This is a genomic window from Synechococcus sp. FACHB-909 (assembly GCF_014698945.1).
Lineage (GTDB): Bacteria > Cyanobacteriota > Cyanobacteriia > PCC-6307 > Cyanobiaceae > Cyanobium.
Genome location: NZ_JACJTY010000011.1, coordinates 19,432 through 31,798, shown reverse-complemented (window position 1 = coordinate 31,798; position 12,367 = coordinate 19,432). Strand labels below are relative to the sequence as shown.

The 12,367-nt window shown below is 70.5% G+C and carries 10 protein-coding genes; 4 read left to right on the top strand and 6 right to left on the bottom strand.

The window, feature by feature from the left end; translation table 11 throughout:
* Positions 1-40: 40 nt before the first annotated feature.
* From H6G99_RS14810 to H6G99_RS14800, 3 genes are read right to left on the bottom strand one after another with little or no spacing between them, the layout of a single operon-like run.
* Positions 41-325: a hypothetical protein gene (locus H6G99_RS14810; protein ID WP_190612286.1), complete on the bottom strand. Its 285-nt coding sequence runs from the start codon at positions 323-325 to the stop codon at positions 41-43.
* A complete protein-coding gene (locus H6G99_RS14805) occupies positions 325-3,735 on the bottom strand; it encodes an efflux RND transporter permease subunit (protein ID WP_190612284.1) in 3,411 nt (1,136 codons plus the stop codon). The genes H6G99_RS14810 and H6G99_RS14805 overlap by 1 nt, the downstream gene beginning before the upstream one ends.
* A 10-nt stretch (positions 3,736-3,745) precedes the next feature.
* Positions 3,746-4,909: an efflux RND transporter periplasmic adaptor subunit gene (locus tag H6G99_RS14800; protein ID WP_199297235.1), complete on the bottom strand. Its 1,164-nt coding sequence runs from the start codon at positions 4,907-4,909 to the stop codon at positions 3,746-3,748.
* A 54-nt stretch (positions 4,910-4,963) separates the two neighbouring features.
* On the opposite strand from H6G99_RS14800, the gene H6G99_RS14795 reads away from it, so the two are divergent.
* The gene (locus tag H6G99_RS14795) at positions 4,964-7,198 is read left to right on the top strand and encodes an AAA family ATPase (protein ID WP_190612283.1); all 2,235 of its coding nucleotides are present in this window, start codon (positions 4,964-4,966) and stop codon (positions 7,196-7,198) included.
* Between the two features lie 75 nt (positions 7,199-7,273).
* On the opposite strand, the gene H6G99_RS14790 is transcribed toward H6G99_RS14795, so the two are convergent.
* Positions 7,274-7,987 (bottom strand): alpha/beta hydrolase, encoded by a 714-nt coding sequence (locus tag H6G99_RS14790; protein ID WP_190612281.1) that lies wholly within the window; start codon positions 7,985-7,987, stop codon positions 7,274-7,276.
* 186 nt (positions 7,988-8,173) lie between these two features.
* Here H6G99_RS14790 and bcp point away from each other — a divergent pair, with 186 nt between their 5' ends.
* On the top strand, positions 8,174-8,641 hold the full coding sequence (gene bcp / locus H6G99_RS14785) for a thioredoxin-dependent thiol peroxidase (RefSeq protein WP_190612279.1): 468 nt from the start codon (positions 8,174-8,176) through the stop codon (positions 8,639-8,641).
* On the opposite strand, the gene H6G99_RS14780 is transcribed toward bcp, so the two are convergent.
* On the bottom strand, positions 8,611-9,384 hold the full coding sequence (locus tag H6G99_RS14780; RefSeq protein ID WP_190612277.1) for a type III pantothenate kinase: 774 nt from the start codon (positions 9,382-9,384) through the stop codon (positions 8,611-8,613). The genes bcp and H6G99_RS14780 overlap by 31 nt on opposite strands.
* A 1-nt stretch (position 9,385) precedes the next feature.
* Positions 9,386-10,219 carry a phosphoadenylyl-sulfate reductase gene (locus tag H6G99_RS14775; protein ID WP_286191189.1) on the bottom strand — a complete coding sequence of 278 codons (834 nt, stop codon included), beginning with the start codon at positions 10,217-10,219 and terminating at the stop codon, positions 9,386-9,388.
* A gap of 51 nt (positions 10,220-10,270) precedes the next feature.
* Here H6G99_RS14775 and H6G99_RS14770 point away from each other — a divergent pair, with 51 nt between their 5' ends.
* Together H6G99_RS14770 and H6G99_RS14765 are read left to right on the top strand one after the other, a co-directional pair.
* A complete protein-coding gene (locus H6G99_RS14770) occupies positions 10,271-11,500 on the top strand; it encodes an NAD(P)/FAD-dependent oxidoreductase (protein WP_190612275.1) in 1,230 nt (409 codons plus the stop codon).
* Complete coding sequence (locus H6G99_RS14765; protein ID WP_190612273.1) at positions 11,497-12,165, top strand: HAD-IA family hydrolase; 669 nt, start codon at positions 11,497-11,499, stop codon at positions 12,163-12,165. Before H6G99_RS14770 ends, H6G99_RS14765 begins: the two co-directional genes overlap by 4 nt.
* Positions 12,166-12,367: the final 202 nt, after the last annotated feature.

The following is a 12,367-nucleotide window of genomic DNA, read 5'->3' as shown; positions in this document are numbered from 1 at the left end:
GGTCCGACCGCCCCACTGGGCCGGAGCGCCATGCGGCCCCTCAGCGGCGTGGGCCGCGCCCGCCGCCCCGGCCATGGCGCCGGTGGTACTCCGGCTCCGGGTTGGATTCCTGCAGCTGGCGCACCGCCTCCACCGCCATGCCGGCCACCACACCGAAGCCACCGAGCACCACGGTGCTCCAGAAGAGGGCCTGGGGGGTGACCCGCAGGGGGGTGTGCTCGACGATGGAACGCAGGAACAGGGCGATGGCCAGGCCCACCACGCCGGTGAGCAGGCCGGCGCAGAGCACCCGGCGGCCGCTCAGCGGTGGACAGGGAGCCGGCATCAGGCGCCCATGCCGGGGGAGGCTTCGGCCTCGGCGGGCGGGGATCCGGCGGTGAGCTGCTTCATGACGACGTAGAAGACCGGCACCACGAACAGGGAGAGCACGGTGGCCACGGCCAGGCCCCCGAAGACCACCGTACCCAGAGAAGCCTGACTGCGGGCACCGGCACCGCTGGCAAACACCAGGGGCAGAAAGCCGAACAGGGAGGAGATGGCGGTCATCAGGATCGGCCGGAAGCGGGACTGGGCAGAGGCCCGCGCAGCTTCCAGGGCGGATTCACCCTCCTGCATGCGCTGGTTGGCGAGATCGACGATGAGGATGCCGTTCTTGGCCGCCAGACCGATCAGCATCACCAGACCCACCTGGGCATAGATGTTGAGCACCTCACCCCGCAGGGCCAGGAACGCCAGGGCCCCGAGCATGGCCGTCGGCACGGTCATCAGGATGATCAACGGGTCGCTGTAGCTCTCGTACTGGGCCGAGAGCACCAGGTAGACGGTGAGGATGCCGAGGGCGAAGATCACGATCGCCAGGGCCCCTGCCGCCACCTCCTCCCGGGAGATGCCCGTCCAGTCGTAACCGACGCCGGTGGTGGAGAGGTTGTTGAAGAGGTCCTGGATGTCCTTGATCGCCTGGCCGGAGCTGCGGCCCGGCAGGGCGGACCCCTCCACCTTGATGGAGCGGAACAGGTTGAAGCGGGGAATCACCGACGGGCCCGTGGTCGATTCGACGGTGATGAACTCGGACAGGGGGATCTGCTCACCGCTGGCATTGGGCACGTACAGGGACTTCAGCTGCTCCGGATTGGCGCGGTAGCGCTCATCGGCCTGGACGAAGATGCGGCGAACCCTGCCGGCATCGAAGGTGTCATTGACATAGAAGGAGCCGATGTTGAAGCTGAACGTCTGCATCGCCGTGCCGTAGTCGACCCCGAGGGCCGCCATGCGGTCTCGGTCGACGAGGATCTGCAGCTGGGGGGCCTCCGGGGAGAACTGGGTGAACACCCGGTCAAACAGTCCGGTCTGGTTGGCCTTGCTGACCAGCTGGGTGGCCGCCGCGAAGAAATCGGCCGAGGAGAGCGCACCCCCGCTGCGGTTGAGCATCTGCATCTCGAAGCCCGCCCCGGTGCCGTAGCCGGGGATAGCGGGGGGTTCGACGACGATGATGCGGGCCTCCTGGATCACCGACAGCTTGCGGTTCAGCCGCTGGGTGATCGCCGCCACCGACTGCTCATCGGAGGTCCGATCGTTCCAGTTGCGGGTGCCGAAGAAGAACAGGCCCCGGTTGGGGGCGTTGCCATCGAGGCTGGCGCCGCTGAACACCGCCGCCGTGGTGATGTCCTTCTCGCTGCGCAGGATTTCCGCCACCCGCTGGTTGATGCGGCGCGTCGTTTCCAGGGAGGCGCCGTCAGGGCCCTGGACGATGCCGATGGCGTAGCCCTGGTCTTCGACGGGAACGAAGCCCGTCGGGATCGAAGTGAAGGCAAAACCGGTGAGCACGATGCCCCCGGCCAGCAGGGCCATGATCAGCCGTCGTTTCCCCAGCACCCAGGCCAGACCGGCGTGGTAGCGCCGCTCAACGCCGGCGTAGATGACGTTGAAGCGGCGGAAGATGAACGGGGCACCCCAGCCGAGGAGCCCGCCGATCAGCGTGTAGATCAGCACCTCCAGCGGGCTGTTCAGCTGCCCCAGCATCACGGCCGCGACGGCACCGCCGATGGCGAAGGGCAGCCGCAGCGGCAGGCGGGTGAGCAGGTGCAGGCCGAAGCCGATCGCCGCGGCCAGGGCCAGAACGCCGAGGGCCACCAGGATGCCGCCGCCGCTGGCCAGCAGCCCGTAGACGAAACCGATGAACACACCGGAAATCGCATAGGTGCGGCGGCTGGGCGGCTCACTCTCCCGGGCCAGCAGCAGGGCCGAGAGCATCGGCGAGAAGGTGAGGGCGTTGAAGGTGGAGATCAGGATCGAGAAGATGATCGTGGCGGCGAACTGCTTGTAGATCGTCCCGGTGGCTCCGGGGAAGAACAGCACCGGCACGAACACGGCGAACAGCACCAGGGACGTGGCGATCACGGCGCCGAACAGCTCATCCATGGTGGCCTTGGCGCTCTCCAGGGCGCTGAGGCCGGAGCCCTTCTTGGTGGAGGTGTCCTCGATCACGGTGATGGCGTCATCCACCACCAGGCCCGTCGCCAGCACCAGGCCGAACAGGGTGAGCTGGTTGAGGGTGAAGCCGAAGGCCTGCACGAACAGGAAGGTGCCCACCAGGGCCACCGGAATGGCGATGGCCGGCACCAGGGTGGCCTTCCAGTTCTGCAGAAACAGGAACAGGATCAGCACCACCAGCACCACCGCCTCCCGCAGGGCGGTGGTGACTCCTTCGATCGAGGCCTCGACGAATTCGGTGTTGTCGTAGATCTTCTGGATCGTCATGCCCACCGGCATGGTGGTGGCGAACTCCTTGATCACCTCCTCCACCCCGTTGGAGACATCGAGGGCGTTGCTGCCGGTGAGCTGGTAGATCGCCATGCCCACCGAAGGGACACCGCGCAGGTCGGTGGCCTCGATGTCGAAGGATTCACCCCCGAGCGTCACCCGACCCACGTCCCGCAGCCGCACCAGGCCACCGTCGGCGGTGGAGCGCAGGATCATCGAGCCGAATTCCTCCGTGGTCCGCAGCCGGCCCTGCAGCTGCACGGTGAGGGTGAACTGCTGGCCCTCGGGAGATGGCGCACCGCCGATGCGGCCCACGGGCACCAGCCGGTTCTGGCTGCGCAGGGCCGCCACCACGTCGGCGGCGGAGAGCTTGTTGGCGGCCAGACGGTCCGGATCCAGCCAGAGGCGGAAGGCCAGCTGGCGGTTGCCGAAATAGGTGAGCTCACCGACACCGGGCACCCGCCGCACCGCATCGGTGAGGTTCTGATCCAGAAGGCCGCTGATGGTCTCGAGGCTGTACTGGTTCTTCGGATCTTCGCTGGTGAAGTTGTAAACGAGCAGGATCGAGTTCGAGGCCTTGTTGACCGTGATGCCCGATTGGCGCACCTCCTCCGGCAGGCTCGGCTGTGCCAGGGACACCCTGTTCTGGACGTTCACCTGGTTGATGTCACCGTCGCTGCCGCTGGCGAAGGTGACGGAGATGGAGCTGGAGCCATCGGCCGCACTGGTGGAGGTGATGAACTCCATGTTCTGCACCCCGTTGATCTGCTGCTCGAGCACGCTGGTGACGCCCTGCTCGACGCTGACCGCGTCAGCCCCCACGTAGCGGGAGGTGACCCGCACCGTGGGCGGGGCGATGTCCGGCAGGCTCTCGATCGGCAGCAGCGGAATCGCGATCAGGCCGGCGATCACGATCAACAGGCTGCACACCGTGGTGAGCACCGGCCTGAGGATGAACGTGTTCGAAGGAGACATCAGGCTGGACTCAGTTGACCTTGACGGGCGCGCCGTTGCGGAGGTTGATCAGGTTGGTGGTGATCACGCGGGTGCCGGGCTGGAGTCCCCTGAGCACCGGATAGCGGTTGTTCTGCAGGGGGCCCAGCTGCACCGGGGTCTGCAGGGCGAAGCTGGTGCCGGCGGGGAGCTTGCGGGCCACCGCAAGGTCGGTGCGGCCGGGGCGCCGTTCCAGATCGGCCAGGCTGCCCACCTCGTAGACGAAGCTCTGGCCGGAGACCTGGGTGACGGCCGCGAAGGGGACCGACAGCTCCTGACGGCTGTCGAGGATCAGCCGGGTGCGGGTGCGCAACCCGGTGCGCAGCACCCCGCCGGGATTGGCGAATTCGGCCTTGGCCAGCAAGGACTGGGTGCCGGCCACCACGCCTGGATCGAGGGAGCCCACCACCCCCTGGGCCATCGGCTTGTTGGTGGCCGGATCCATGAGGATCACCGTCTGCCCCACCCGCAGCCGGCTGGAGAACACCGCCGGCACATCCACCCGGGCCATCAGCCGGTCGTTGCGGATGATCGTGGTGAAGGGATCGCCGGCGGCGATCACATCCCCCAGCTTCACCTGCACGTCGCCGACGGTTCCGGCGATGGGCGCCTTGAGATCGCGGAAGGCCAGATCGGCCCGGCGCGCCACCAGGTCCTGCCGTGAGGAGAGGTAGCGCTGGCGGAATTCGTCCCGCTGGAAAGCGCTGGCGGCCCCCTGCCGCACCAGATACTCGTAGCGCTCGTAGTTGAGCTTGTTGGTCTGGACCTCCGCCTCCAGGCGGGCCACATCGGCGCGGGCCTGGGCCTGGTCGAGCACCAGCAGGATCTGGCCGGCGGACACCTTGTTGCCCTGGCCCACCAGCAGCCGCTCGATCCGTCCGCCGGCCTGGGCCGCCAGTCGCACCTCCTCGATGGCTTCGAGGGTGCTGACGGTGTCGACGTTGTCGGTGAAGGGGGCCAGGGTGGCCGGCTCGGCACGCACCGAGAGGGGTGGCCGGCCCGGGGGAGCCTCCGCCTGGCAGGCCCCCAGCAGGGCCGCGCCGAGAAGGGCGGCGGCGGCGGGCAGGGGGTTAAGGGAGCGTCGCAGGCGCCCCGTGGGTGCCCCTGGAAGAGGCGGCCTGCTCGGATGGCCGATCACGGGTTCAGCGACGGACAAGGCTTCTGGCAGACCGTACCGCTCCAGGGGCTCTGTCGGCGAGATGATGGGGCGGTGAGTGATCTGTTCTGGCATCAGGGCGAGCAAGCCAGGCGCAGGATCGCCCCGCTGGCGGATCGGCTGCGGCCGCGCAGCCTCGACGATTTCGTGGGCCAGGCGGCGATCCTGGGCCCGGGGCGGCTGCTGCGCCGCGCCATCGCCGCCGACCGGGTCGGCAACCTGATCCTGCACGGCCCCCCCGGCACCGGCAAGACGACGCTGGCGCGGATCATCGCCGGCAGCACCCGGGCCCACTTCAGCAGCCTCAACGCCGTGCTGGCGGGGGTGAAGGACCTGCGCGCCGAGGTGGACGCCGCCAAGCAGCGGCTGGAGCACCACGGCCTGCGCACGATCCTGTTCATCGATGAGGTGCACCGCTTCAACAGCGCCCAGCAGGACGCCCTGCTGCCCTGGGTGGAGAACGGCACCGTCACCCTGATCGGCGCCACCACCGAAAACCCCTACTTCGAGGTCAACAAGGCCCTGGTCAGCCGCTCGCGCCTGTTCCGGCTCCAGCCCCTGGAGCCGGAAGACCTGCGCCTGCTGCTGGAGCGGGCCCTGGCCGATCCGGAACACGGCTATGGCCAGCGCCGCGTCGAGCTCTCCGCGGAGGCGGGCGCCCACCTGCTGGACGTGGCGGGGGGCGATGCCCGCAGCCTGCTCAACGCCCTCGAGCTGGCGGTGGAGACCACCGAAGCCGAGGCCGACGGCGTGATCCGCATCGACCTGGCCATCGCCGAGGAATCGATCCAGCAGCGGGCGGTGCTCTACGACAAGCAGGGGGATGCCCACTTCGACACGATCAGCGCCTTCATCAAGTCGATCCGGGGTTCCGACCCCGATGCGGCCCTGTTCTGGCTGGCGCGGATGGTGGAGGCCGGCGAGAACCCACGCTTCATCCTGCGGCGCCTGCTGATCTCCGCCGGTGAGGACATCGGCCTGGCCGATCCCCAGGCAATGGTGGTGGTGGAGGCCTGCGCCGCGGCCTTCGACCGGGTCGGGCTGCCGGAGGGGCTCTACCCCCTGGCCCACGCCACCCTCTACCTGGCCGGCACCGAGAAGAGCAACAGCAGCCTCGGCTTCTTCGATGCGGTGAAGGCGGTGCGCGAAGCCCGGCGCCAGCAGGTGCCCGCCCACCTGCGCGATGCCAACCGGGACGGCCAGGCCTTCGGCGATGGGGTGGGCTACCGCTACCCCCACGCCTATGCCGACCACTGGGTGGCCCAGCAGTACCTGCCCCAGTCCCTGCAGGGGGAGGTGTTCTGGCAGCCGGGGGCCCTGGGCTGGGAAGGGGGACTGCGGAAACGGCTGCAGCAGCGCCGGGCCGCCCAGCTGGCCGCCGCGGCCGAAACGGCCGCCGACGACCGGGGCGACCTGCTCAGCAGCAGCCCGGACGACCCCCTGCTCAACCGCTGGCTGCAGCGCCAGGCCGGGGCCGAGGGCGAACGGCTCGACCGCCTGCGCCGGAGGTTCTGGGAGGAGGCCGCCATCGGCCGCCTCGACCGGGTGCTGGTGCTGGAGGCCCACTCCCTGCTCTGGGCCCTCGATCCGCTGGAGGCGGCCAGCGAGGGGGAGGTGGTGCTGGCCACGCCATCGGCGGCCGTGCTCGATCGCCTGCAGGCCCAGCTGCAGCTGCTGGATCAGCTGCGGCGCCCCCGTCTGCTGGCCGCGGCCCCGGAGGCGCCCGAACCGCTCCAGGCCCAGCTGGAGCCATGGCCCCAGGAGGAGGGACGCTTCGAATGGATCGCGGCGCGCCAGCCGTGGCGGGGCTGCACGGCGGAGCAGCGGCGGGCCTGGCTGGAGCTGCTCACGGCCCTGGCGGCCCCCGGTGCCCGGGCCCGGTTGCTGTTCACCCATCCCCTGCTGGGGCCGGCGGGGAGCCTGCGCGCCCTGGTGGGACGCAGCGCCACCGGCGCGACGCCGGCTGTGCTCGAGACGGCGGCCGAGCTGGAACGGGAGTGGCTGGCGGCCGACGCCGACCAGGCCGATCGCGTGCAGGAGGGCCTGGAATCCCTCGGCTGGAGCGTGCAGCGACGCTTCTGGGAGGAGGCCCTCGAGCTGCCCCTCAGCGACGCCCTGCTGGAGCGCTGGTTCGGCAAAGGGGCCAGCTACCGGAAGCTGCTGACCCCGGCGCTGGCTGCCGCCGGCCGCAAGACCCTCGAAGCCCTGTTCCGGGAGCGGCGCGGGGCCTCCCTTCCCCAGCCCCTTGGGCACACCCTGCTGCTGGCCCAGCGCCGCACCGGGCCATGAAAAGGGGGCCATGAAAAAAGCCCCGGCGAAGCCGGGGCTGCAAGGCGTTGGGGGAGAAAAGTCTCCCCCGGTGGATCACCAGAGGCCGCGGACGGGCTGATCCATCATCGGAGCAGGAGCGGGGCCGGGGGTGTCGCGGACCATGGCGACGGGGTCGGCCATCTGGTTGGCCTGGATGCAGGCGGGCAGGAAGACGTACCAGGAGAGCAGGGAGGTGCACTGGGCGGTGCCGGGTGCGCAACGACCCTCGGCGCAGATGTTCTGCGCACCGGTGTAGGTGTTGCAGAAATCAGCAAGACGGAAGTCGGTGGGCAGGGCCGTCATGATGCCGGCCGAGGAGATCGAGCCGTCCTTGGCATCGGAGATGATCGCCGAACGCAGAGCCTGAACCGCATAGGTGTTCATGCTGTAGTACGGGAAGTAGCTGTTGGTGGCGTTCTTGAGGAACTTCACCCCCGCATCGGAGTAGAGGAAGCGGGACACGCCCACCAGATTGACCGAGTAGGTCTTGGTCATGCCCGACTTGACTTCGTCGGAGGTCCAGCCGGAGCGGGCCAGGCCGCCTTCCAGACCGCGATCGGTGATGTCACCGGAGCCAAGGAACGTATCGAAGGCGGCCTGGTTGGTGGACCACACGGCACCGCCGGTGTTCCAACGGACAGGCAGATCGTTGTCCACGGCCGCGGAGGCGGGAAGCACGGAGGCCGAGACGGCCGTTCCCACAAAGAGACCGGCGAGAATTCTCTTGAACACGGGAGGCGATGTTGACTTCGCCATCAACCTAAGCATTGAAGGTGATTCTGCCTACATCTCGTGTGCAGTTTCTTTGCCTCTCCACACAGAACGGTAAGCGGCACCCCCGGGCGGGGTGCGGGGATGTGGGACGCGGAGCCTGCGGGGTGCCCCGACGGAAGACCCCATCCAGGAGCTTGCCCCTAGGGTGAAGTGGTTGTCATTCGCTCCAAGGTTCGACCCATGGCCCTGCAGGTGGGAGATCCAGCCCCCGACTTCACCCTCCCCGATCAGACCGGTGAGGCCGTCTCCCTCGCCGCGCTGAGGGGCCAGCGGGTGGTGATCTACTTCTATCCAAAGGACGACACGCCGGGCTGCACCAAGGAGGCCTGCAACTTCCGCGACCGCTGGAGTGCCTTCGAAAGCCACGGCATCCGGGTGCTGGGGATCAGCAAGGACGGCGCGACCAGCCACGGCAAGTTCGTCGCCAAGTACGACCTGCCCTTCACCCTGCTGACCGACGCCGAGCCCTGTCCCGTGGCCGAGGCCTACGGCAGCTATGGGCTCAAGAAGTTCATGGGCAAGGAGTACATGGGCATGATGCGGCACACCTTCGTCGTCGACGCCGAGGGCAAGCTGGAGCGCATCTATCTCAAGGTGAAGGCCGAGGAGATGGCCGATCAGATCCTCGAGGACCTGGGACTGGCCTGAGACGCGCCCTCCGGCGCAGCGGGGCGCAGGGCCACCAGGGCCTCCAGACAGAGCTCGGGGCGGTGCGTCAGGGCGTCCTCCCCCAGCTCCGGCCACCGCCGCAGCAGCGGCAGCAGGGCGGGCCCGTCACCGCCGGTGAGCACGATCCGGCAGCCCGGCTCCTGCGCCCGGGCCTGGCGCCCGGCCTCCCGCACCGCGGCCGCCAGACCCTCCACCACCCCCCGTCGCATCGCCGCCGCCGTGGCCAGCGGCCACGCCTCGGCGCCGGCCGCCAGGTCCCCCTCCAGGGAGGGCAGCCCCGCGGTGCCCGACCCCATGGCCGCCAGCTGCAGCGCGCCCCCCGCCATCAGCCGGCCGCCGGCGAAGCAGCCCCGGCCGTCCACCCGGGTGAGACTCAGCACCGTGCCCGCATCGGCCACCAGCACCGGGCCGTCGCTCAGCCGGGCCGCCCACCAGCCCGCCAGGGCCCGGTCGATGCCGAGCCAGGGGGGTGACCCGGCCAGGGGCACGTCCTCCAGCTGCAACCGGGAGCCGGCGGGCAGGGCAGCCTCCGCGGGCACCGCACCCACCGCCGCCCAGGCCAGGGGCGGCTCCACGGCCGAGGTCGGCGGCGGCAGGTGCACGAACCGCAGACCCTCCTCGGTCGGCCCGCCCTCGCCGCTCTCCCCGCCGTCCCCGTCGGCCAGGGCCCAGTGCCAGCGGCTGTTGCCGATCAGCAGCCAGCGGGGCTGGCGCCCCGGCACCTCAGATGCCCTCGCCCATCAGGCCCGGGAGGTGAATACCGCACTCCTGCTGCAGCCCGCCGAAGCGGGTGGCCCGGCCGTTGGTGGTGCCGTCGTCGGGGGCGCTGGTGTGCCAGTCGCCGACGGTGGAATAGCCCTGCTCGAACAGCGGATGCTGGGGCAGGTCGTGCTCCTGCATGTAGTAGTAGACGTCGCGACGGCTCCAGGTGAGCAAGGGCCGCAGCGACCAGCGCTGCCGCACCGGATCCAGGCAGTTCATGGCGCCGCGATGGTCGGTCTGGCGGGCCCGCACCCCGCTGGCCCAGCAATGCACCTCCAGCCGCTCCAGGCCCCGGTCGAGGGGTTCGACCTTGCGGATGCGGTTGTAGGTGCGCATGTCTTCGGGCGCCCCCGTCTCCCAGAGCCGGCCATGCAGAGCCTCCATCCGGGCCGGGCTCATGTCGGCCTGAAGCACCTGCAGATCCAGCTTGAGGCGATCGCAGAGCTGGTCGGCGTAGCGGTAGGTCTCGGGGGGCAGGTAGCCGGTGTCGACCCAGAGCACCGGGATCGCGGGCCAGGCACCGGAGCCGTCGAGGGCGCTGACCATGTGCAGCATCACGGCCGACTGGATGCCGAAGCTGGTGGTGACGGCGAAGTGGCCGGCGAACGCCTCCTGGGCCCAGCGCATCCGCCCGATCGCATCGAGGGGATCAAGGCCCGCCCGGGCAGCATCGAGATCGATGGCGACGCCATGGCGATCGCGGGGCAGAGCCTCCAGAGCCGCATTCAGGTCCGCCGCATCGCCCGCGGGGCTGGTGGACGCCGTGGTGGACGCCGTGACAGGGATGGACACCATGGACCCATCATCGCCCTTCGGCGATCCGGTCGATGTGGTTAGGGTGACGCCATGCAAGGGCACCCGAATCCGGCCCGGAATCCGGCCCAGAACAACGTTGTCATCGTCGGGGGTGGCTTCGGCGGCCTGTACACCGCCCTGGCCCTGGCCCAGCGGAAGCAGCACCCCCCCGTCCTGCTGATCGAGCCGAACGACCGCTTCCTGTTCCTGCCGCTTCTCTACGAGCTGCTGAGCGGCGAGCTGCGCGGCTGGGAGATCGCCCCCCGCTACGACGGCCTGCTGGCCGGCCGCGGCCTGGCCTGGCTGCAGGACCGGGTGGAGCGGATCGACGCCGATGGCCATCGTCTCCACACCGCCGGCGGCCGCACCATCCCCTACGGCCGCCTCGTCATCGCCACGGGGGCCGAGAGCAACACCTTCGCGGTACCTGGGGCCGATCGCCACTGCCTGGGCTTCCGCAGCCTGGCCGATGTGGAGCGGCTCCAGCGCCTGCTGGCCGAGCTCAGACAGCAGCGCAGGCCTCTGCAGCGCATCGCCGTGGTCGGAGCCGGTCCGACAGGGGTGGAGCTGGCCTGCAAGCTCGCCGACATGGCCGAGGGCAGCGCTGTGATCGAACTGATCGAGCAGGGTCCGCAGCTGCTGCCCCAGGCCAGGGCCTTCAACCGGGAACAGGCCGCCCTGGCCCTGCGGCGCCGTGATGTGCGGCTGCGTACCCGCACCCAGGTGGAGGCGGTCGAGGCCGAGGCGATCACGCTCCGGTGCCAACCGGACGGGGACAGCCCCGCCCACGTCGAAACCCTCGCCGTGCGGGCGGTGGTCTGGACGGCCGGGCTCAGCTTCCGTGCCCCCCGGATCGACCCCGCTCCCGCCTGCGACGGCCGCGGCCGCCTGCTCTGCGGGCCCGATCTGCGCCTGTTGGAGCACGCCGATCTCTTCGTGGCTGGCGATCTGGCCGCCCCGGTCGACCCGGAGGATACGGCCGTCGAGGGCCCCGGTCCCGGCGCCCCCTCCACGGCCCAGGTGGCCTTCCAGCAGGCCCCGGTGCTGGCCGCCAACCTGATCCGCTCCCTGGCGGGCGAACCGCTGGAACCCTTCCACTGGAAGGATCTGGGCGAAATGATGAGCCTCGGCGTCGGCGAAGCCAGCCTCACCGGCTCCGGCGTCACCCTCGCAGGGCCTGCCGCCTACCAGCTGCGGCGCCTGGCCTACCTGACCCGCCTGCCTGGCCGGTCCCATCAGCTGCGGGTGGCCGCCGGCTGGCTGGCCGACTGGACACCATGACGGCGACGCCCGCTGCGGCGCCCACCTGGCCCCGGCCCCGCGGTCTGCTGCTCGATGCCATGGGCACCCTGATCGGCCTGCGCTCGCCGGTCGGGGCCACCTATGCCGCCGTGGCCGCCGAGCACGGCATCGATGTGGCCCCCGCGGCCATCGACCGGGCCTTCCCAGGCGTGCTGCGGCAGGCCCCTCCCCTGGCCTTCCCCGGCCTCGAGGGCGACCGCCTGCTGGAGGCCGAGCGCGGCTGGTGGGGGAAGCGCATCGACGCCGTGCTGGCGGCGGCAGGCGGGAGCGATGCGCCGGCCCCCACGGCCCTGCACCACGCCCTGTTCGATCGCTTCGCCGACCCCTCCCTCTGGCGCGTCTACCCCGATGTGCCGGCCGTGCTGCGCCGCTGGCACGGGGCGGGGCTGCGCCTGGCCGTGGTCAGCAACTTCGACCGTCGCCTGCAGCCGTTGCTGGAGGGCCTGGGCCTGGCCTATCTGTTCGCGACGGTGGTGGTCTCCAGCAGCGCCGGGGCCGCCAAGCCATCCCCCCAGCCCTTCCGGATCGCGCTGGAGTCCCTGGGGCTGAGCGCCTCCCAGGTCTGGCACGTGGGCGACAGCCCGGAGGATGGGGCCGGGGCCAGGGCCGCCGGGGTGCGCTGCCTTCTGGTGCGGCGTCCTTGAGACAGGGGGTGCTGGCCGGCAGGACGGCGGGCCTGCGGCCCGCCGAGCGGCGGCGGCTGGAGCAGATCTGTCACCGGCGCCACCCCGCCGATGCGATCGCCGACCTGCTCACCCTGCAGCGCCTGGCGGTCGAGGGTCGGGGCCTGGAGCTGCCCCTGACCCTGGTGGTGGATGGCCGCGGCCTCTGCCGGCTGCTGTGGGT

Bases quoted from the DNA above. Each gene is read 5' to 3' on its own strand.
- H6G99_RS14805 (WP_190612284.1), bottom strand. From the start codon at position 3,735: ATGTCTCCTTCGAACACGTTCATCCTCAGGCCGGTGCTCACCACGGTG.
- H6G99_RS14790 (WP_190612281.1), bottom strand. From the start codon at position 7,987: ATGCTTAGGTTGATGGCGAAGTCAACATCGCCTCCCGTGTTCAAGAGA.
- bcp (WP_190612279.1), top strand. From the start codon at position 8,174: ATGGCCCTGCAGGTGGGAGATCCAGCCCCCGACTTCACCCTCCCCGAT.
- H6G99_RS14775 (WP_286191189.1), bottom strand. From the start codon at position 10,219: ATGGTGTCCATCCCTGTCACGGCGTCCACCACGGCGTCCACCAGCCCC.
- H6G99_RS14770 (WP_190612275.1), top strand. From the start codon at position 10,271: ATGCAAGGGCACCCGAATCCGGCCCGGAATCCGGCCCAGAACAACGTT.
- H6G99_RS14810 (WP_190612286.1), bottom strand. From the start codon at position 325: ATGCCGGCTCCCTGTCCACCGCTGAGCGGCCGCCGGGTGCTCTGCGCC.
- H6G99_RS14765 (WP_190612273.1), top strand. From the start codon at position 11,497: ATGACGGCGACGCCCGCTGCGGCGCCCACCTGGCCCCGGCCCCGCGGT.